The organism is Allobosea sp., from assembly GCF_035944895.1.
Classification (GTDB): Bacteria; Pseudomonadota; Alphaproteobacteria; order Rhizobiales; family Beijerinckiaceae; genus Allobosea.
Genome location: NZ_DASZAT010000012.1, coordinates 83,082 through 102,609, shown reverse-complemented (window position 1 = coordinate 102,609; position 19,528 = coordinate 83,082). Strand labels below are relative to the sequence as shown.

Here is a 19,528-nt window from a genome sequence, read left to right as displayed (position 1 = left end):
GAGCGGCGCCGATCCGGGATCCATTCCCGAGCCTCTCCGAATAAGGTTCCGGAATGGGTCCCGGGTCTCCCTCCGGTCGCCCGGGACGACCCGCGATTATTTTTGCAAGCAGATGCCCTTGCGATCAGGCACTCAAGGCAGGTTCTCGCGCAGCACGATCTCGATGCCGGGCCGGGCTGTGCCCTCGGCCGCCGGCCGCCCGGCGCGCAGGTTTGCGAAGATCGCAACGCAGCTCATCAGCGTCGCCAGCGGCTGCTGGGTGATCACCGCGTCCATGGTGCCGTCGACGAGCAGCCCGCGCGTCTCCGGCGTCAGCCCGTGGCCGACGAAGACGACATCCTGCCGCCCGGCTTCCTTCAGCGCCCGGGCGATACCCTCCGGCCCGCCGCCGATATTGTAGATGCCGGCGAGGTCCGGATGCTGGCCGAGCAGGGTCTTGGTCTGGCGGTAGTTCTTGGCCTCGTCGTCATGGCCTTCGCGCAGGCCGACGACCTTGATGTCGGGATAGAGCTCCTCGAACAGATGCAGGAAGCCCATCTCGCGCTCCTCATGGGCGCGATAGCTCAGGCTGCCGGCGATCATCGCCACTTTGGCGACCTTGGCACGGCGCGGCCCGATGAAGCGGGCGATGAGCTGGCCGGCGGTGCGCCCGGCGGCGCGGTTGTCGAGGCCGACATAGGCGGCGCGGGCGGTGTTGGCGATGTCCGAGATCAGCGTGACGCTCGGCACGCCGCGCTCGGCGAGCGCATCGACCGCCTCGCGCACGGTCGGATGTTCCAGCGCCATGAAGGCGACGCCGTCGACCTCGCGGCCGATCCGCCGGAGCTCATGGGCGAGCAGTTCCGGCTTGAAGCTCTCGATATGCTCGACACGGGCGCGCATGTTGAACGAGGCGAGCTGGTCCTGCGATCCCGCAATAAGCCGGCCGAGCAGGCCGAGGAAGCGGTTGTTGCCGGCCGGCAGCAGGAAGGCGAGCCGCAGGGGGCGGAGCGCGCTCGCCGGCAGCGCCCCTTCCATGACGTAGCCGAGTTCGCCAGCCGCCTTCAGCACGCGCTGCACCGTCGCCGGCCTGACGCCGGGCCGCTGGTTCAGGACCCGGTCGACCGTCGCGGTCGAGACCCCCGCCAGCCGTGCGACATCCTCGACCCGCGCCATCTGGCGCCGGCGGGGGAGCGCGTTCTCATCGTCAGGCTTGCGAACCGGCGCATTCATTCCATCAAAAACCATCAGAAATTGAGCTTGAAGACCATCAGATGCGATTTCTATGCTGAGCGTCAAGCACTCAAGAGCGATCAAATCGCATCAGGACCACCAGGGAGGACATCATGACCGGACCGAGCCGCCGCACGCTCATCAAGGGCCTCGCCGCCGCCCCCGCCGCATCGTTGATCGGCATGCCGATGATCGCGCGCGCCGCCGAGATCGAGCTGAAATACGGCAACAACCTGCCGCTCAGCCATCCGCTCAACATTCGTGCCCAGCAGGCGGCCGAGCGCGTCGCCAAGGAGACCAACGGGCGGGTCGAGATCAAGATCTTCCCGAACAACCAGCTCGGCGGCGACACCGACATGCTGAGCCAGGTCCGCAATGGCGGCATCACCTTCTTCACCCCCTCAGCGCTGGTGATCGCGACGCTCGTGCCAGTCGCGGCGATCAACGCGGTCGGCTTCGCCTTTGCCGATTACGACCAGGTCTGGAAGGCGATGGACGGGCCGGTCGGCGCGCATGTCCGGGCCGCGATCGAGAAGGTCAACCTCTACGCCTTCGAGAAGATGTGGGACAACGGCTTCCGCCAGATGACCACCTCGGGCAAGGCGATCGAGCAGGCGGCCGACATGGCCTCGCTCAAGATTCGCGTGCCGGTCTCGCCGCTCTCGATCTCGATGTTCAAGGCGCTCGGCGCGGCGCCCGCCAGCCTGCAGTTCTCCGAGGTCTATTCGGCCCTGCAGACTAAGGTCGTCGACGCGCAGGAGAATCCGCTGCCGATCATCCAGGTCGCCAAGCTCTACGAGGTCCAGAAGAGCTGCGCGGTCTCGAACCACATCTGGGACGGCTTCTGGTTCATCGCCAATGGCCGCGCCTGGCGCGGCCTGCCGCCGGACATCCAGAAGATCGTGGCGTCCGCCATCAACGATGCCGGCGTCGCCCAGCGCGGCGATATCAAGAGCCTCAACGATACCGTGCAGGCCGATCTGCAATCGAAGGGGCTTGCCTTCAACAAGACCAACCCCGACAGCTTCCGGGCCAAGCTCCGCGAAGGCGGGTTCTACAAGGAATGGCAGGAGCGCTTCGGCGCCGAGGCCTGGAGCCTGCTCGAGGGAGCGGTCGGCAAGCTCGCCTGAGGCTTGCCGGGACCGAATCTCGGGGAAACGCCATGGACGCTCACGCCGCCACTTTGCCGCCGCCGGCCGCGCCGGCGACCGGCCTAGGTCGCCTCGCGGACAGACTCGACCGTGCCGTCGGCACGGTGGTCGAGCTGGTCGCGGCCGTGCTCGTCCTTGCCGAGATCATCATCCTCGGCGCGGGCGTCACCGCCCGCTACGCCTTCCATGCGCCGCTCGTCTGGTCGGACGAACTCGCCTCGATCCTGTTCCTCTGGCTCTCCATGCTCGGTGCGGTCGTGGCGCTGCGCCGCGGCGAGCATATGCGCATGACCGGCCTCGTCACCCGCGTCGGGCCGCAGGCGCGGATCCTGCTGGAGGCGCTCGCCATCACCGCGGCGATCGCCTTCCTGGTGATGATCCTGCCGGACGCACTCGAATATGCCGAGGACGAGCGCTTCATCGTCACGCCGGCGCTGGAGATCGCCAATTCCTGGCGCGCCGCTGCACTGCCGATCGGCATCGTCCTGATGCTGTTCGCCGCCTTCTGCCGGCTGCTGCGCTTCGGCTCCTGGAAGACCGTCGCGCTTGCGGTCGGGATCACCGTGGCTCTGATCGGCCTGTTCTATCTGGCCGGGCCGGTGCTGAAGCCGCTCGGCAAGCTCAACCTCGTCATCTTCTTCGTCGGCGTCGTCGCGGCGAATGTCTTCGCCGGCGTGCCGATCGCCTTCTCCTTCGCGCTCGCCACCTTCGGCTATCTCTCGCTGACGACCTCGACGCCGATGGTCGTGATGGTCGGCCGGCTCGACGAGGGCATGAGCCACCTCATCCTGCTCGCCGTGCCGCTCTTTATCTTCCTGGGCGCGCTGATCGAGATGACCGGCATGGCGCGCGCCATGATCCAGTTCCTGGCCTCATTGCTCGGCCATGTCCGCGGCGGCCTGTCCTATGTGCTGGTCGGCGCGATGTATCTGGTCTCCGGTATTTCCGGCTCGAAGATCGCCGACATGGCCGCGATCGCCCCGGTGCTGTTCCCGGAGATGCAGAAGCGCGGTGCCAAGCCCGGTGACCTCGTCGCGCTCCTCTCGGCGACGGGCGCGCAGACCGAGACGATTCCGCCCTCGATCGTGCTGATCACCATCGGCTCGGTCACCGGCGTCTCGATCGCGGCGCTGTTCACCGGCGGCATGCTGCCGGCGGTCGTGCTCGGTATCGCGCTCTGCTTCGTCGTCTGGTGGCGCAACCGGGGCGAGGATCTCAGCCACGTCACAAAGTATTCGAAGCGCGAGATCGGCAGGCTCTGCCTGATCGCGGCGCCGGCCATCGCGCTGCCCTTCGTCATCCGCGCTGCCGTCGTCGAGGGCGTCGCCACCGCGACCGAGGTCTCGACCATCGGCATCGCCTATGCGGTGCTGGCCGGCATCCTGATCTACCGGCAGTTCGACTGGCGCCGGCTCAAGCGCATGCTGGTCGACACGGCCTCGCTCACCGGCGCGATCATCTTCATCATCGGCTGCGCCACGGCCATGGCCTGGGGGCTGACGCAGTCGGGCTTTTCGCAGGACCTCGCCAAGGTCATGGCGGCGGTGCCCGGCGGTACCTGGGGCTTCCTCGCCATCTCGATCGTCGCCTTCGTCATCCTCGGCAGCGTGCTCGAGGGCATCCCGGCGATCGTGCTGTTCGGGCCGCTGCTTTTCCCGATCGCCAAGCAGATCGGCGTGCACGAGGTGCACTATTCGATGGTCGTGATCTTCGCGATGGGCATCGGGCTTTTCGCGCCGCCTTTCGGCGTCGGTTATTACGGCGCCTGCGCGATCTCGAAGATCAATCCCGACGAGGGGCTGAAATACATCTGGGCCTATGTCGCGGCCCTTTTGGTCGGCCTCGTCATCGTCGCCGCCGTGCCGTGGTTCTCCATCGGCTTCCTCTAGACATCTTCGCAGGAAAGCACCCGCCATGAGCCGTCATTTTGGCCAGATCCGTCAGGCCGGCTATGTCGTCCCCGATATCGAGGCGGCGATGGACTATTGGAGCCGGGTGCTCGGCGTCGGGCCGTTCTTCTACAACCCCAAGGTCCCGATCAAGAACTACCGCTACAAGGGCGAGGCTTATGAGCCGCACAACTCTGTCGCGCTCGCCAATTCCGGCCCGCTGCAGATCGAACTGATCCAGTGCCGCAATGCGGTGCCGTCCATGTACAAGGACTTCACCGATGCCGGCCATAGCGGCCTGCAGCATGTCGCCTACTGGACCTCGGACTATGATGCCGACCTTGAGCGGCTCCTCGCCGAGGGCTTCAAGCCGGTGATGTCGGGCGAGGTCGGCGAGCGCGGCCGCTTCATCTATTTCGACACGCATTACCATCCCGGCACCGTGATCGAGCTCTCCGAGGTCGCCGGCCCCAAGGGCGAGATGTTCCGGCTGATCCGCGAGGCGGCCGAGACTTGGGACGGCAAGGATCCGGTCCGCCCCTTCCCCGATCTCAGCAAGCTCTGAAGCCTTCATTTGTCTCTGTGGTCGTCCCGGGCGACCGTAGGGAGACCCGGGACCCATGCCGGAGCCCTTCCGAACAAGGCTCAGGCATGGGTCCCGGATCGGCGCCGCCAGAGGCGGCTTGTCCGGGACGACCACGATGGTGAGTATTGCGACATGTCCACCGCCGATCGCTTCACAGCCACCTATCTGATCGAGACGCCGCTCGACCCCCGCAAGGTCGCGGAGGTCATGGCCGGCGAGCAGTCGAGCGGCACCTTCACCCGCGTCGCCGGCGAGACGGATGAACTCCGCGACCGTACCCGCGCCGCCGTCATCGCGGTCGAGGAGCTGGAGAGCGCCGCCGAGCCGAGCCTGCCCAATGCCTGGCTGGCGCGGAAAGGCGTCAGCGGTCCATGGCGTCGCGCCCGGATCACGCTCTCCTTCCCGGTCGACAATGTCGGCGCGAACCTGCCGACGCTGGCCTCGATCGTCGCCGGCAACCTGTTCGATCTCGGCGAGGTCACCGGGCTTCGGCTCGAAAGCATGGTCCTGCCGGCCGGCTATCGCCGCCTCTTCCCGCTGCCGACGCGCGGCATCGCCGGCACCCGCCGGGCGACCGGCGTGACTAGTGGCCCGATGATCGGCTCGATCATCAAGCCTAATGTCGGCCTGCGCCCCTATGAGACCGCCGAACTGGTCGGCCGGCTCTGCGCGGCCGGGCTCGACTTCATCAAGGATGACGAAATCTGCGCCGATCCGGTGCATGCGCCGCTGGCCCAGCGCGTGCCGGCAGTGATGGCCGCGGTGCGCCGCCATCAGGATCGCACCGGCAAGGCGGTGATGGTCGCCTTCAACATCACGGCCGAGACCGACCAGATGCGCCGCCATGCCGAACTGGTCGAGCGCGAGGGCGGCACCTGTGTGATGGCCAGCCTGAACTGGTGCGGCTTCTCGGCGGTCGAGACGCTGCGCCGCTCGACCAGCCTCGCCTTGCACGGCCACCGCAATGGTTTTGGCGCGCTCTCGCGCCACCCGCTGCTTGGTATCGGCTTCCAAGCCTACCAGACGCTGTGGCGGCTCGCCGGCGTCGATCACATGCATGTGCACGGTTTGCAGGGCAAGTTCGCACAGGAAGACGAGGAGGTCGTGACCTCGGCCAAGGATTGCGTGACGCCACTGTCTGAGGGCATCGACGATCGTGTCCTGCCGGCCTTCTCCTCCGGGCAATGGGCCGGTACGGCGCAAGCGACCTGGGACGCGATCGGCCATGACGACCTCCTGTTCATGGCCGGTGGCGGCATCCTGGCCCATCCCGGCGGGCCGGCGGCGGGCGTCGCCAGCATCCGCCAGGCGTGGGCGGCGGTCGCGGCCGGCGTGCCGCTGAGCGAAGCGGCGAAGAGCCATGACGAGCTCGCACAGGCGCTCGCCTTCTTCGGCAAGGGCGCCGGCTGAGCATGGCAGAGGCAGGCCCCCGCTACGGCTGGTATGGCGACGACTTCACCGGCGCCACCGATACGCTCGCCACGCTGGCGGAAGCCGGCCAGCGCGCTCTGCTCTTCCTGCGCATTCCGACATCGCAGCAACTCGCCAGCGCCGGCCAACTCGATGCGGTTGGCATCGCCGGCGCGACACGGGCGATGGCGCCCGAGGCCATGGTCCGGGAGCTGGACGAGGCCGGACGCTTCTTCGCCGGGCTCGGTGTCGGCCTGCTGCATTACAAATGCTGCTCGACCTTCGACAGCGCGCCCGAGGTCGGCAGCCTTGGCGCGGCGGCGCGCGCCTTGCGGCCGCATTTCTCCAATCCGTTGCTGCCGGTGATCGGCGGTCAGCCCAATCTCGGGCGCTACTGCCTGTTCGGCAGTCTCTTCGCTGCGGCGGGAGCGGGCGGCACCGTCCACCGCATCGACCGCCACCCGACCATGAGCGTCCACCCGGTGACACCAATGGGCGAAGCCGATTTGCGGAGGCATCTGGCGGCGCAGGGACTGGAGCGCGTCGCCCTCGTCGACTATCGCAGCCATGAGGTCGATGGAGGCGGGCAGAGCCTCGATGCTGCGCTGGCGTCGCGGCCTGAGGCCGTACTCTTCGACGTCTCGCGCCCGTCCGACCTTGCAGCGATCGGTGCGCTGCTGCGCGAGCGGATGAACGCCGGCGCGATGCTCGCGATCGGCGCGAGCTCGGTGGCACAGGCCTTCGCCGGCTTCCCGCAGGCAGCGCAGCCGGCGATGCCGAAGCTCGCGCGCTCCGCTTCCGGCGGCAATCTGCTCGCGCTGGTCGGCAGCCTGTCGCCCGTGACGCGCGCGCAGGTCGATCTCGCCGAGGGCTATGACAGGATCGCGATCGATCCGACGCGGCTGACCAGCGAGCCCGCTCATCTCGACGAGCTACGCGCTGAGACGCTCTCTCGTCTGGCAGAGCGCAACGTCATGCTGATCACCGACAAGCCCGCTGGGGCGCCCGCCGAAACCGGCAAGGTCGCTGCCGCGACCGGCGCGTTGCTACGCGCGATCATGGCCGAGGCGCGGATCGCACGGCTGGTGGTTGCCGGCGGCGACACCTCGACGCTGGCGATCCGCTCGCTTGACCTCTGGGGCCTGTCCTATCGCTCGCCCTGCACGCCGGGCGCGCCGCTCTGCCGGGCCCATAGCGACGATCCGAGACTCGACGGCCTCGATATCGTGCTGAAGGGCGGCCAGATGGGCACGCCCGACTTCTTCAACCGTGTCGCGGAGACGGCCTGAGCCGGCCTCGCCTCACGGGCAGACGTAGCCGCCTTGGTTGTCAGGCACGCAGCGCGAGCCGTTCGGCAGGTTGAGCGCACCGGAGCGATCGCGCCGGACATAGGCGCCATTGGGCAGGTTGAAGCCGCCGCTCTGGTCGGTCTGGACGCGCGTTCCATCCGGCAGTTGCAGGCCACCGGCGCCGTCGCTGACGATGCGCTTGGTCATCGCGGTGGCGCCTGGGGCAGGGCCGGTCGGCGGCGCGCCGAAGCGCTGTGGCTGCGAGCAACCCGCCACGATGCCGGCAAGGCCAATCGCCCCGGCCACGAAAAACGCGCGTTTCATCCCAATTCGCCTCCTCAATATGTCTTCATCAAATCCGCAGTCTCCGACAGAGCCGGGCTGCGGTCCAGCTCGCCGCCGCGCGGGCGCGCGACGGCAGGATCGACCAGTGATTGTGCCGCTTTCATGACGACGGGGTTGAACGCCAACGCATGACGAGGAGGATTGCCTAGCCCCATCCATATCCGCGAAAGTCCCATCCGGGACGGAATCGCCGGAGAACGAACGCGCATGGCCGACTGGACGAAAGGGCGCAGCGAGGCGCAGGCGATCACCGAGCCCTGGACGCGGCAGGGCGGGCCGGGCGGCGCCATCGTGCTGTTCGACCGCGACGGTGTGCGCGAGAGCGCCAGCGGCGGCTTCGCCGTGATCGAGCATCGCCTGCCCTTCACCCCCGATACGCAGAACCGGCTGGCCTCGATCAGCAAGCATATCTGCGCCGCCCTGCTGCTGCGCGAGGGTGTGCCGCTGGAGGAAACGCTCGGCAGCTTCATTCCCGAGCTGCCGGAGGCGCTTGGCGCCGTGCCGCTCGCCCGGGCGCTCGACATGACCGGAGCGTTGCCCGACATGATGGAAGCGCTCTGGCAGCAGGGCACGCCCTTCACCGCAAGCCTCACTGCCGCCGAGATCTTCGCTTCCGCCTGCCGCCTGCCGAGCCTCAACGCCAAACCCGGCAGCGAGATGGCCTATTCGAACACCGGTTGGCGCCTGGCCCAGGCGATCCTCGAGCGCCGAACCGGCAAGGGCGCCGCGCAGCTGGTCGAGGAACTGATGGCGCCGGCCGCACTGCCGATTCGCTTCGTTTCCGACGAGAGCGAGGTCGTCCCCGGCCTCGCCACCGGCTACTGGCCTGACGGACAGGGCTGGCGTCGCGGCTTCTATGGCTTCAACTTCTCGGCCTCGGGCGGCATGGCCGGCAGCGCGGCCGGGCTGGCGCGCTGGGCCGCGGGCCTGATGGCCGGGCGCGGCTCTCAAGCCGGGCTGCTCGACCAGCTTGCCGCGCCGCGCCAGTTCGCCGATGGCAGCGAGAGCGGCTACCGGCTCGGCCTGGTGGCAAGCCGGCTTGGCGAGACCCGTGTCATCGGCCATGGCGGCTCGCTCACCGGCTATCGCAACCATATGCTGATGGCGCCGGAGCAGGGCGTCGGCGTCGTCGTCCTGACCAATCGCGAGGAGGATGCCCTCTGGCCGGCCTTGCGCGTGCTGGCGGCGCTCACCGGCGAGACGCTACCGAGCGATCCGGAGAGTGTTCCGAATGGACTCTACGCCACCGAGCAAGGTCCGTTCTGGGCCGAGTTCGCGGGCGGCGCGATCAGCGTCATGGGTGGCTACGAGAAACTGGTATCGGATGGTGAAGGCGGCCTGCGCAGCCTGCCGGCCTATCTCGATATCGCCCTGAAGGCCGAAACCGACGGCGCCTTCAGCGGCCGGATCGGCGGCGTGTCGCGCCGACTGCTGCCGGTGCCGGCTGAGACCAAACTGGACGAGCGGCTCGTCGGGCGCTGGCGCGATGAGCGGCTCGGCATCGAGATCACCATCCGCCCCGACAGCATGGCGTCCTGGCCCTGGGCCGGGACGATCGGCCTCACAGTCCCGCTGACGCCGCTGCCCGGCGGACGGGCGCTGGCCGATCTGAAGCATGGCCCGTGGCGGCATCGACCTTGCCTCTGGCTGCAGCCGGACGGGAGTCTGCGGCTCGCGAGCCATCGCTCGCGCATTCTTCATTTCCAACGCATCGAGGGAGGCCAGCCATGATCCGATCCCGCCTTGTCGCCGCTCTGTTCGGCACCACCGCGCTGCTCCTTGCCGCTGGTACGCAGGCACAGCCGGCGCCGAAAAACGTGCTGCGTGTCGCGCCGCATGCCGATCTCAAGACGCTCGATCCCGTCGCCGCCTCGATCGTCATCACCCGGATGCACGGGCTGATGATCTACGAGACCCTGTTCGCCTGGGATGCCAACCTCCAGCCCAGGCCGCAGATGGTCGAGAGCTTCTCGACCTCGGACGACAAGCTGAGCTGGACCTTCACGCTGCGGCCCGGCCTCAAATTCCATGACGGTCAGCCGGTGACAACGCGCGACATCATCGCCTCGCTGACGCGCTGGATGAAGCGCGACACGATCGGCGGCAAGCTCGGCGAGTATACGGAAGGGATGGAGGCGAAGGACGACAGGACCTTCGTGCTCAAGCTGAAGAAGCCGATGGCGCTGGTGCCGTTCGCGCTTGGCTCGGCCGTCGGACAGATCCCGGTGATCATGCGCGAGGCCGATGCCGCGACCGACCCGATGAAGCCGGTGACCGAGACGATCGGCTCCGGCCCGTTCAAGTTCAACCGGGCAGAATGGCGCAGCGGCGCCAAGGTCGTCTACGACAGGAATCCGGACTATGTGCCGCGCTCCGAGCCGGCCGACGGCCTTGCCGGCGGGCGTATCGTCAAGGTCGACCGGGTCGAATGGCTGATCATGCCCGATGCCGCGACCGCGGCGTCCGCCCTGCAGACCGGCGAGATCGATATCTGGGAGCAGCCGAGCCAGGACCTGATCCCGGTCGTCGCGGCCGGGAAGGACGTCAAGGTCGAGCGCTATTCCAACCTCGCCAACCAGGTGATGCTGCGGCCGAACAGCCTGCATCCGCCCTTCGACAACCCGAAGGCCCGTCTCGCGCTGGCCTACGCCACCGACCAGGCCGAGTTCCTCGCCGGCGGCTTCGGCGACGAGGAATGGTGGAAGCGCTGCGCCGCCTATTTCATCTGCGGTGCGCCCAACGGCACGCAGGCCGGAACGGAAGGCTATGCCAAGCCCGATCTGGAGAAAGCAAAGCAGCTCTTGGCGGAAGCCGGCTACAAGGGCGAGAAGCTGGTCCTGACCACCAGCAACGACATCGCCGCAATCGGCCGAATGGCCGAGGTCGCCGCCTCGCAGCTGAAGAAGGTCGGCGTCACCGTCGACGTCCAGTTCTCGGACTGGGGCACCGTCACCACGCGCCAGCAGAACAAGAGCCCGCCGGACCAGGGCGGCTGGAACCTGTTCGTCACCTATGCCTCCGGCGCGACCATGCAGTCGCCGATGACCAATATAGGCACCAACATGGCCTGCGAGAAGGCCTGGGCCGGCTGGCCCTGCGACGCCGAGGCCGAGAAGCTGCGCGGCGCCGTGGTCGATGCGCCCGACGATGCCGCCCGCAAGGCGGCGGTCGAGGCCCTGCACAAGCGGCTCGCCGAGATGCAGCCCTACCGTGTGCTCGGCCAGTTCGACCAGCCCTATGCCAGGCGCAGCACCGTCTCGGGGGTGCTCGCCGCGCCGGTGATGCTGTTCTGGAATATCGAGAAGAAGTGAGGTCGGCGCGGCGTTAACCGGTTCCTGACCGATTGCGGGCGAGACTCGGCAGAACGATTCGCCTTCTTAGTCTCGTGAGACGCGTAATGGGTCAGGTCCTGATGGGTCAGGTTTTGCAGTTCCGCTTGAAGCCGCCGGTCGTCGCAGGCGACGGCGATGCGCTCGACCTGATGTCGGCGATCGATTTCGCCTTGCGCGACCTCGCCGACATCACCCCGCACATCCTGCATGAGCCGAGCCGCGAGCAGGCGCGGCAATGCCGGCAGATGCTGCAGGAAGCCTTCGACGCGGCGCTGCAGGTCGGCTGAGCTCAGTCTCGCCTGACGTCGACGACATAGCCCTCGTCATTGACGACGACGCGGATGTCGTCGCCCTCGTCATCGGTGCCCGAAACGATCCAGACGCCGCGACGGCGGCTGACGTTCTCGACATCGACCAGGCCGCGGCGGCGGGCGATGCGCACCGCCTCGCGGCGGCTGATGCCGTAATCCTGATCGTCTTCCTCATAGGCCGGCGCCGGCGGCCGGGGCGCGCGCGGCGGCGGCGGAGCGACATCGGGCGCGGGAGCAGGCATGGGGACAGGCTGGGGAACGGCTCGCGGTGGCGCGCCCACGCCGCCGCTCAGGGCCTGGGCCAGGACCGATCCTGTTGGAACGAGGCCGAGGCAGGCGGTGAGGACGAAGCGACGGGTCAGCATGGCCGATCTCCAGAAGAGGCTTGCCTTGCGTAAGCAGCGATTGGGTCGGAATCTGGACGGGATTGCGGGTGAAGCTGGCCTGTGACAGGCATCGCCAAAGCCATGCCAGCAGAAGCGCGCAGCGGCTTTGCGTTCGGAGTTGCGTGAGATGGCGGGCGAGATGGAGATGCGGCGCATGCAGCCAGCCTGGGCGATCGGCCTGATGACCGGAACGGTCCTCGACGGCAATATAGACATCGCCGCCATCCGCACGGACGGCGCTGCCGTCGCCGAGTTCGGTCCGTGGCGGCTTTCGCCCTATCGCCAGGAGGTCCGCGATCTGCTGGCGGAGGCCGTGCAGGCGGCGCTGGCCTGGCGTTTCGAGGGGCCGGAGCCGGCGATCTTCGCCGAGGCCGAGCGCGCTTTGACGCTGGCGCAAGGCGAGGCCGTCGCCGAGTTCCTTGCCGCCGAGGGCATCGCCGCCGGCGAGGTCGCGGCCATCGGCTTCCATGGCCAGACCGTACTGCACCGCGCCCCGACCGGCGAGCGCAAGGGCGATACCCGCCAGCTCGGCGACGGTGCGCTCATGGCGCGGCAGCTCGGCGTCGACGTCGTCTACGATTTCCGCACCGCGGATGTCCGCGCCGGTGGCCAGGGCGCGCCGCTGGTCGCAAGCTATCACGCCGCTCTGCTGCGCAGCCTCGGCCTCGGGCAGGAGACGGCCGTTCTCAATCTCGGCGGTGTCGGCAATCTCAGCGCCTTCGCCGACGCTGAACGCGTCCTTGCCTTCGACACCGGCCCGGGCAACGCCCCGCTCAACGACTGGATCAAGCAGCACGGCAAGGGCGAGATGGATCGCGACGGCGCCTTCTCGCTCGCGGGCACTGTCGACGAGGCCAGGCTCGCGCGGCTGCTCGAGCACCACTATCTGTTCGCGCCCTACCCGAAATCGCTCGATCGCTACGATTTCACCGCGGCCATGGCTGAAGGCCTCTCCTTCGAGGACGGTGCGGCGACGCTGACTGCCTTCACCGCCGGTGCGGTCGGGCGCGGGCTCGACCTGCTGCCGGTCAGGCCGGAACGGCTGATCGTCTGCGGCGGCGGTCGGCGCAATCCGGCGATCATGGCGGCGCTCAATGCCCGCACGGGCGCGCAGGCGGTTCCGGCCGAGGCCGTCGGCTGGCGTGGCGATGCGATCGAGGCGGAGTGCTTCGCCTTCCTCGCCATGCGCCGCAAGGCCGGCCTGCCGATCTCCTTCCCGCTGACCACCGGCGTCCTGGAGCCGATGACAGGCGGGCGGATCGCGCGAGCCGGATCCGGTCGGTTTGACGCAATCTGATCGGAACGGACTCCTGCGGACGTTGACGGCGCGCGCCAGCGAGGGTTCAAGGGCGGCATGAGCAAGTTCGCCTTCGAGCCCCTCGCCATCCCCGCCGTCGTGCTGATCAGGCCGAAGAAATTCGGCGATGCGCGCGGCTACTTCCTGGAAACCTATAGCGCCGACGCCTTCGCAGCTGCCGGCATCGATGCTGTCTTCGTCCAGGACAACCAGTCGCTTTCGGCGGCGCGTGGTGTGGTGCGCGGCCTGCATTTCCAGGGGCCGCCAGCGCCGCAGGCCAAGCTGATCCGGGTGCTGAAGGGCGCGATCTTCGATGTCACCGTCGATATCCGCGTGGGGTCGCCGAGCTACGGCAGATGGTGCGCGACGACGCTCACCGCCGAGGGCGCCGAGCAGCTCTTCGTGCCGCGCGGCTTCGCCCATGGCTTCTGTACGCTCGAGCCCGATACCGAGGTCGTCTACAAGGTCGACGGCCCCTATGCGCCGGAGACGGAGGGCGGCATCGCCTGGAACGACCCAGCGCTTGCGATCGACTGGCCGGTGGCCGCCGCCGAGGCGCAACTCTCCGGCAAGGACGCCGTCCTGCCTAGCTTTGCCGGTTTCGTCAGCCCGTTCCGCTACGAGGCCCAGCCGTGAAGCGTTATCTCGTCACCGGCGGGGCCGGCTTCATCGGCTCGGCCGTGGTGCGCCACCTGATCCGGCAGACACCGCATCAGGTGCTGGTCGTCGACAAGCTGACCTATGCGGGCAATCGCGACAATCTCGAACCCGTCTCGAACGATCCGCGGCTGGCGTTCCTCCAGGCCGATATCGGCGACGTCGCGGCGATGCGGCAGGCCTTTGCCGAGTTCCGCCCCGACATCGTCATGCACCTGGCCGCTGAGAGCCATGTCGACCGCTCGATCGATGGGCCGGCCGCCTTCATCGAGACCAATATCGTCGGCTCCTTCGTGCTGCTGCAGGAGGCGCTGCGGCATTGGCGCCTGCTGCCGCCGGCCGAGCAGGCCGGCTTCCGCTTTCACCAGATCTCGACCGACGAGGTCTTCGGCTCGCTCGGTGAGGACGGGTTGTTCAGCGAGACCTCGCCCTACCAGCCGAATTCGCCTTATTCGGCCTCGAAGGCGGCGTCCGACCATCTGGTCCGGGCCTGGCACCACACTTACGGCCTGCCGGTCGTACTCTCGAACTGCTCGAACAATTACGGACCCTATCACTTCCCCGAGAAGCTGATCCCGCTGATGATCCTCAATGCGCTCGAGGGCAAAGCCCTGCCGGTCTACGGCTCCGGCGCCCAGATCCGCGACTGGCTGCATGTCGAGGACCATGCCCGCGCGCTCGCTTTGATCGCCGAAAGCGGGCGGATCGGCGAGAGCTACAATGTCGGCGGCTGCGCCGAGCGCAGCAATCTTGAGGTGGTCAAGGCGATCTGCGCGCTGATGGACGAGCTTGCGCCCGATGCCGCGCTCGGCCCGCGCGAAAACCTGATCCGCTTCGTCGCCGACCGTCCCGGCCATGACCAGCGCTATGCGATCGATGCCAGCAAGATCGAGCGCGAGCTCGGCTGGCGGCCGCAGGAGAGCTTCGAGAGCGGCCTGCGGAAGACGGTCGCCTGGTATCTCGGGAATCGCGAGTGGTGGGGCCGGATCCGCTCCGGCGTCTACCGCGGCGAGCGGCTCGGCGCCGGTTGAAATTCCTCGCCGCGGCTGGCAGTTCGCAGCCGGTCCGCAGCGATCGCTGAAAAACACGCGCCCCAAGCCCGGCTCCTGGCGGAAGCGGGCATCCCACCGACCCTATGCGCGTGGTCTTGCCTGCGGCGCCTCAGGCAGCGCAGCAGCTGTGAGTCTTCGGCTTGTCCTCGTATTCGTCGTGGCGCTTGACGAAGCTCAGCGTCGAGGTCTCGTTGCGGCCCTTCGGCGCGCGATCGAGGATCATCAGCGTCGCCAACATCTCCTCGCCGCCGCGGGCATAGGACGAGTAGGTGTGGAACACCTCGCCTTCCTCGTTGCGGATGAAGGAGCTCAGGCCGGGCAATTCGTCATGGGCCTGCTCCGACGGCGTCTGCGTGAAGTTGTAGAGCACCGCGCCCTGGGCGAGCTCCTCCCTGGTGAAGGAGGCCTGGTAGTCGAAATTGAATTCGCTGCCGAAGGACGAGACCCAGGGCACGCTCCAGCCCATCCGCGCCTTGTAGTTCTCGATCCTGGCGAGCGGCGCCCGCGAGACCATGGTGAGCGTGACGTCATGGTTGTTGAGATGCGCCAGCGTGCCGCCGAGATGATCGGCCATGAAGGAGCAGCCGGGGCAGCCCGCCTCCCAGTCCGGCCCGAACATGAAGTGGTAGACCACCAACTGGCTGCGGCCGTCGAACAGCTCGGCCAGTGTCTTCTTGCCCGCAGGCGTATCGAACACGTAAGTCTTGTCGACCCTGACCCAGGGCAGGGCCAGCCGCTTGGCATTGATCTCGTCGCGCAGCCGGGTGAATTCCTTCTCGCGGGCGAGCAGGACCTTGCGCGCATCCAGCCAGTCGGAACGGGAAACCACCTGATGCTCCATCATTGCCTCCTTGCAGCATCCAGCCCTTCAGCCTATTCTTGATGGGTTGATATCAACATATCTGAACGATGTCAAAATCACCGCAAGCACCCATCGAATCCCTCGTCCCCTTCGCCACGACACTGCATGTGCGCGACCATTGTCTGTGCCTGCACGTCCAGCGCGCGGCGCGGACGCTGGCGCGGCTGTTCGACGAGGCGTTGCGCCCGGTCGACCTGACCAATCAGCAATTCTCCCTCCTGATGTCGCTGAACCGGCCGGAGCCACCGCCGATCGGCCCGGTGGCGAACCTGCTCGGCATGGACCGGACGACCTTGACCGCGGCGCTGAAGCCGCTGGAGCGCCGCGGCCTCGTCGTCGTGACCGCGGGCGAGAAGGACCGCCGCAGCCGGCTGCTGGCAATTACGCCGGAGGGAATTGAGCTCTTGGCGCGCGCCATGCCGATCTGGCAGCGCACCCATGAGGCGGTCGATGCCCGTCTTGGCGACTACGAACCGGCGAAGCTCAGGCAGGCGCTTCAGGCCGTGTCATAGCGTGGCGGCATCCTCCCGGCCCACCGGCCATTGCATCCACCAGGACAATAACGACCCGAGGAGCACCAGATGCCACAGATGATCTTCGTCAACCTGCCGGTGAAGGATCTCGGCAAGTCGAAGGCCTTTTTCGCGGCGCTCGGCTTCTCCTTCAACCCGCAATTCACAGATGACACCGCCGCCTGCATGGTGATCAGCGACACCATCTTCGTGATGCTGTTGACCCATGAGAAGTTCGCGAGCTTCTCGCCGAAGCCGATCGCCGACACCAGCCAGGCACTGCAGGTCCTGCTCACGCTCTCGCGCGAGAGCCGCGAGGCGGTCGATGCGATGGTCGCGGCGGCGCTTGTCGCAGGCGGGACGACGACCGACGAGCCGCAGGATTACGGCTTCATGTACGACCACAGCTTCCTGGACCTCGACGGCCATGCCTGGGGCGTGATGTGGATGGATCCGGGCGCTATCCAGCAATAACGGGCAGACGGGGCCCAGAAAATGGGCTGTCCGGATTCAAGGATCGCATCCGTTGAGTCGAAGCTCTCTCCACCGCCTGCGGAAGCTTTTGCTGCGATCGGCCAGTCTGATGCCTCGATCGTGCATCAAAGAGTCCAATCCTCGATCTGCAACCCCGGGATTCGCGCAAACTCGTCGGTGTTGTTGGTGATGAGCGTGAGGTTGCGGGCTCGGGCCTGACCGGCGATCAGCACGTCATAAGGGCCGATCGGCCTTCCCTGGCGCGCGAGATCCGCCCGGATCTCACCGGCGACGCGGGCGTCCTCGCGGTCGAGATCGAGAATGGCGAGGTCGGCGAACAGGAGCCGCAGGGTTTCGAGGTTGAAGGCGACCTTCTGGCTTCGATAGGCGCCGTAGTAGAGTTCGTGCGCGACCACGGACGAGACGGCCAGGGAACCGGGTTCGGCGGCATCCACCCGCCGGCGCAACGCATCCGACCGGTGCGTCAGCAGGGCGATCACCGCATTGGTGTCGAGCAGCCGCAGGCTCATGGAAACAGGCGATCGAGATCAGGCCGCTCCTGGTCCTCGCTCTGGTCACGCCCTGTGGTCATGAAGTCCGGGCTGACACCGCGCGCGATAGCCGCGTGCAGCGAGGCCCAGGGCCGATTCGTGTCGAGCTTTGGGCGCAAGATCACGGCATCGCCCTCGCGCGAGACCTCGACCTCATCGACATCGAAGCGGAAATCCTTGGGAAGGCGGACGGCTTGTGAATTCCCGGATTGGAAGACTTTGGCGATTTGGGGCATGGAAGCCTCATGTATATACTAGGAAGTATATACTTCTCGCCATTGCTCAAGGCAAGGGTGTCTGCTCCGGATAGCCAAAAAATCGGGGGCGCGGCATTGCTGCCGCGCCCCTTTCGCGCGTCCGAGCCGGGAGGAGGGGGCTCAGCCGCGCTTGGGGGGAGACGCTGGCCAGCTCTTGATCAGCGTGTCGTAGTCGATCGTCTCGCCTTTCGGCTTCTCGTTGGCGAGCTTGCGCTGAGGCGCCAGCGTGCCGGCCTTCTCGGCCTTGGCGAACCACTCTTCCGCCGAGGTCTTCGGGTTGAGCTTCGGCCCGCAGTCACCCTGCACGCCGGAGCGTTCCAGGCGCTCCATCACCGAGTCCTGCGCCGCGGCGAGCGCATCCATCGCCGCCTGCGGCGTCTTGGCGCCGGAGGAGGCGTCGCCGATGTTCTGCCACCAGAGCTGGGCGAGGCGCGGATAATCCGGGACGTTGTTGCCGGTCGGGGTCCACTGCACGCGCGCCGGCGAGCGGTAGAACTCGATCAGCCCGCCGAGCTGCGGGGCGCGTTCGGTGAAGCTCTTGTCCCAGATGTCGCTCTCGCGGATGAAGGTCAGGCCGACATGGCTCTTCTTCAGGCTGACCGACTTGGAGACGATGAACTGCAGATAGAGCCAAGCCGCCTTGCGGCGCTCGACCGGGGTCGAGTTGAGCAGCGTGGCCGAGCCGGCGTCCTGGTAGCCGAGCTTCATCCCGTCCTTCCAGTAGGCCCCCTTGGGCGACGGTGCCATGCGCCATTTCGGCTTGCCGTCGGAGCTCATCACCGGCAGGCCGGGCTTGACCATGTCGGCGGTGAAGGCGGTGTACCAGAAGATCTGCTGGGCGATGTTGCCGCCGGCCGGCACCGGGCCGGATTCGCCGAAGGTCATGCCCTGCGCCTGCGGCGGCGCGTATTTCTTCAACCAGTCCAGATATTTGGTGATCGAGTAGACCGCTGCCGGGCCGTTGGTGTCGCCGCCGCGCTCGACCGAGGAGCCGACCGGGCGGCAGCCCTCCATGCGGATGCCCCATTCATCGACCGGCAGGCCGTTCGGGATGCCCTTGTCGCCATTGCCGGCCATCGAGAGCCAGGCGTCGGTGAAGCGCCAGCCGAGCGAGGGGTCCTTCTTGCCATAGTCCATATGGCCGAAGACCTTGGTGCCGTCGATCTCCTTGACGTCGTTGGTGAAGAACTCGGCGATGTCCTCATAGGCCGACCAGTTCACGGGCACGCCGAGCTCGTAGCCGTATTTGGCCTTGAACTTCTCCTTGAGATCGGCGCGCTGGAACCAGTCGTAGCGGAACCAGTAGAGGTTCGCGAACTGCTGCACCGGCAGCTGGTAGAGCTTGCCGTCCGGCCCGGTGCCGAAGGACTTGCCGATGAAGTCGTCGATGTCGAGCCCGGGATTGGTGACGTCCTTGCCCGGCCCGGCCATCCAGTCGGTCAGGTTGGTCGTCTGCTTGTAGCGGAAATGCGTGCCGATCAGGTCGGAATCGTTGATCCAGCCATCGTAGATGTTCTTGCCCGACTGCATCTGGGTCTGCAGCTTCTCGACCACGTCGCCTTCCTGGATCAGGTCGTGCGTCAGCTTGATGCCGGTGATCTCGCTGAAGGCCTTGGCCAGGGTCTTGGCCTCGTATTCATGCGTGGTGATCGTCTCCGAGACGATGTTGATCTCCATGCCGGCGAAGGGCTTCGCCGCATTGATGAACCACTCCATCTCCTTCTGCTGCTCCTCCTTGGAGAGCGTCGAGGGCTGGAATTCGCTGTCGATCCATTTGCGCGCCTCTTCGGGGCCGGCGAGGGCCGGCCCGGCGGCGAGCGCGAGTGCAAACAGGCTCGCACCGGAAAGGCTGATAAGGGTCCTGCTGAGCGTCGTCATCGTTGTCCTCCGACGTTTCCCTTGGGGTGCCGCCCGTTCTTCCGGGCCGGTCGTTTCTTGTTTTTGGGCCTGACTCT

20 protein-coding genes are annotated in these 19,528 nt (G+C 67.1%); 13 read left to right on the top strand and 7 right to left on the bottom strand.

Going from position 1 to position 19,528, the window contains the following annotated elements; genetic code table 11:
* Positions 1-132: 132 nt before the first annotated feature.
* The gene (locus tag VGV58_RS22625) at positions 133-1,212 is read right to left on the bottom strand and encodes a LacI family DNA-binding transcriptional regulator (RefSeq protein ID WP_326876304.1); all 1,080 of its coding nucleotides are present in this window, start codon (positions 1,210-1,212) and stop codon (positions 133-135) included.
* Between the two features lie 113 nt (positions 1,213-1,325).
* Between VGV58_RS22625 and VGV58_RS22620 the strand changes: the two genes are divergently transcribed.
* From VGV58_RS22620 to VGV58_RS22600, 5 genes are all read left to right on the top strand, one after another.
* Positions 1,326-2,342: a TRAP transporter substrate-binding protein gene (locus VGV58_RS22620; RefSeq protein WP_326876303.1), complete on the top strand. Its 1,017-nt coding sequence runs from the start codon at positions 1,326-1,328 to the stop codon at positions 2,340-2,342.
* 32 nt (positions 2,343-2,374) lie between these two features.
* Positions 2,375-4,252 (top strand): TRAP transporter large permease, encoded by a 1,878-nt coding sequence (locus VGV58_RS22615; RefSeq protein WP_326876302.1) that lies wholly within the window; start codon positions 2,375-2,377, stop codon positions 4,250-4,252.
* Between the two features lie 25 nt (positions 4,253-4,277).
* A complete protein-coding gene (locus VGV58_RS22610) occupies positions 4,278-4,817 on the top strand; it encodes a VOC family protein (RefSeq protein WP_137882859.1) in 540 nt (179 codons plus the stop codon).
* 153 nt (positions 4,818-4,970) lie between these two features.
* Complete coding sequence (locus VGV58_RS22605) at positions 4,971-6,248, top strand: ribulose-bisphosphate carboxylase large subunit family protein (RefSeq protein WP_326876301.1); 1,278 nt, start codon at positions 4,971-4,973, stop codon at positions 6,246-6,248.
* 2 nt (positions 6,249-6,250) lie between these two features.
* Positions 6,251-7,537: a four-carbon acid sugar kinase family protein gene (locus VGV58_RS22600; RefSeq protein WP_326876300.1), complete on the top strand. Its 1,287-nt coding sequence runs from the start codon at positions 6,251-6,253 to the stop codon at positions 7,535-7,537.
* 12 nt (positions 7,538-7,549) lie between these two features.
* Here the strand turns inward: VGV58_RS22600 and VGV58_RS22595 are convergent, their stop codons facing one another.
* Entirely contained in the window at positions 7,550-7,861 is a 312-nt protein-coding gene (locus VGV58_RS22595; RefSeq protein WP_326876299.1) for a hypothetical protein, read from the bottom strand.
* 228 nt (positions 7,862-8,089) lie between these two features.
* On the opposite strand from VGV58_RS22595, the gene VGV58_RS22590 reads away from it, so the two are divergent.
* The 3 genes from VGV58_RS22590 to VGV58_RS22580 all read left to right on the top strand — a co-directional run bounded on the left by VGV58_RS22590 (position 8,090) and on the right by VGV58_RS22580 (position 11,501).
* Positions 8,090-9,613, top strand: a complete 1,524-nt coding sequence (locus VGV58_RS22590; protein ID WP_326876298.1) for a serine hydrolase domain-containing protein — start codon at positions 8,090-8,092, stop codon at positions 9,611-9,613.
* A complete protein-coding gene (locus tag VGV58_RS22585) occupies positions 9,610-11,193 on the top strand; it encodes an ABC transporter substrate-binding protein (RefSeq protein WP_326876297.1) in 1,584 nt (527 codons plus the stop codon). Before VGV58_RS22590 ends, VGV58_RS22585 begins: the two co-directional genes overlap by 4 nt.
* Before the next feature lie 101 nt (positions 11,194-11,294).
* Positions 11,295-11,501 carry a hypothetical protein gene (locus VGV58_RS22580; protein WP_326876296.1) on the top strand — a complete coding sequence of 69 codons (207 nt, stop codon included), beginning with the start codon at positions 11,295-11,297 and terminating at the stop codon, positions 11,499-11,501.
* A gap of 2 nt (positions 11,502-11,503) precedes the next feature.
* Here the strand turns inward: VGV58_RS22580 and VGV58_RS22575 are convergent, their stop codons facing one another.
* A complete protein-coding gene (locus VGV58_RS22575; protein WP_326876295.1) occupies positions 11,504-11,890 on the bottom strand; it encodes a hypothetical protein in 387 nt (128 codons plus the stop codon).
* 175 nt (positions 11,891-12,065) lie between these two features.
* Between VGV58_RS22575 and VGV58_RS22570 the strand changes: the two genes are divergently transcribed.
* Genes VGV58_RS22570 through rfbB form a run of 3 tightly spaced genes read left to right on the top strand, consistent with a single transcriptional unit; the run spans position 12,066 to position 14,896 of the window.
* The gene (locus VGV58_RS22570; protein ID WP_326876785.1) at positions 12,066-13,208 is read left to right on the top strand and encodes an anhydro-N-acetylmuramic acid kinase; all 1,143 of its coding nucleotides are present in this window, start codon (positions 12,066-12,068) and stop codon (positions 13,206-13,208) included.
* Between the two features lie 57 nt (positions 13,209-13,265).
* Positions 13,266-13,844, top strand: coding sequence for a dTDP-4-dehydrorhamnose 3,5-epimerase (gene rfbC, locus VGV58_RS22565; RefSeq protein ID WP_326876294.1), 579 nt, complete (start codon positions 13,266-13,268; stop codon positions 13,842-13,844).
* The gene (gene rfbB / locus VGV58_RS22560; protein WP_326876293.1) at positions 13,841-14,896 is read left to right on the top strand and encodes a dTDP-glucose 4,6-dehydratase; all 1,056 of its coding nucleotides are present in this window, start codon (positions 13,841-13,843) and stop codon (positions 14,894-14,896) included. Before rfbC ends, rfbB begins: the two co-directional genes overlap by 4 nt.
* A gap of 130 nt (positions 14,897-15,026) precedes the next feature.
* Here rfbB and VGV58_RS22555 read toward each other — a convergent pair whose 3' ends face one another.
* Positions 15,027-15,758, bottom strand: coding sequence for a DUF899 domain-containing protein (locus VGV58_RS22555; protein WP_326876292.1), 732 nt, complete (start codon positions 15,756-15,758; stop codon positions 15,027-15,029).
* A 68-nt stretch (positions 15,759-15,826) separates the two neighbouring features.
* Here VGV58_RS22555 and VGV58_RS22550 point away from each other — a divergent pair, with 68 nt between their 5' ends.
* Entirely contained in the window at positions 15,827-16,291 is a 465-nt protein-coding gene (locus VGV58_RS22550) for a MarR family winged helix-turn-helix transcriptional regulator (protein ID WP_326876291.1), read from the top strand.
* 69 nt (positions 16,292-16,360) lie between these two features.
* Positions 16,361-16,765, top strand: a complete 405-nt coding sequence (locus VGV58_RS22545; RefSeq protein ID WP_326876290.1) for a VOC family protein — start codon at positions 16,361-16,363, stop codon at positions 16,763-16,765.
* A gap of 125 nt (positions 16,766-16,890) precedes the next feature.
* Here the strand turns inward: VGV58_RS22545 and VGV58_RS22540 are convergent, their stop codons facing one another.
* The 3 genes from VGV58_RS22540 to VGV58_RS22530 all read right to left on the bottom strand — a co-directional run bounded on the left by VGV58_RS22540 (position 16,891) and on the right by VGV58_RS22530 (position 19,451).
* The gene (locus tag VGV58_RS22540) at positions 16,891-17,295 is read right to left on the bottom strand and encodes a type II toxin-antitoxin system VapC family toxin (RefSeq protein WP_326876289.1); all 405 of its coding nucleotides are present in this window, start codon (positions 17,293-17,295) and stop codon (positions 16,891-16,893) included.
* Positions 17,292-17,552: an antitoxin gene (locus tag VGV58_RS22535; RefSeq protein ID WP_326876288.1), complete on the bottom strand. Its 261-nt coding sequence runs from the start codon at positions 17,550-17,552 to the stop codon at positions 17,292-17,294. The genes VGV58_RS22540 and VGV58_RS22535 overlap by 4 nt, the downstream gene beginning before the upstream one ends.
* Before the next feature lie 141 nt (positions 17,553-17,693).
* Positions 17,694-19,451: an ABC transporter substrate-binding protein gene (locus tag VGV58_RS22530; RefSeq protein WP_326876287.1), complete on the bottom strand. Its 1,758-nt coding sequence runs from the start codon at positions 19,449-19,451 to the stop codon at positions 17,694-17,696.
* Positions 19,452-19,528: the final 77 nt, after the last annotated feature.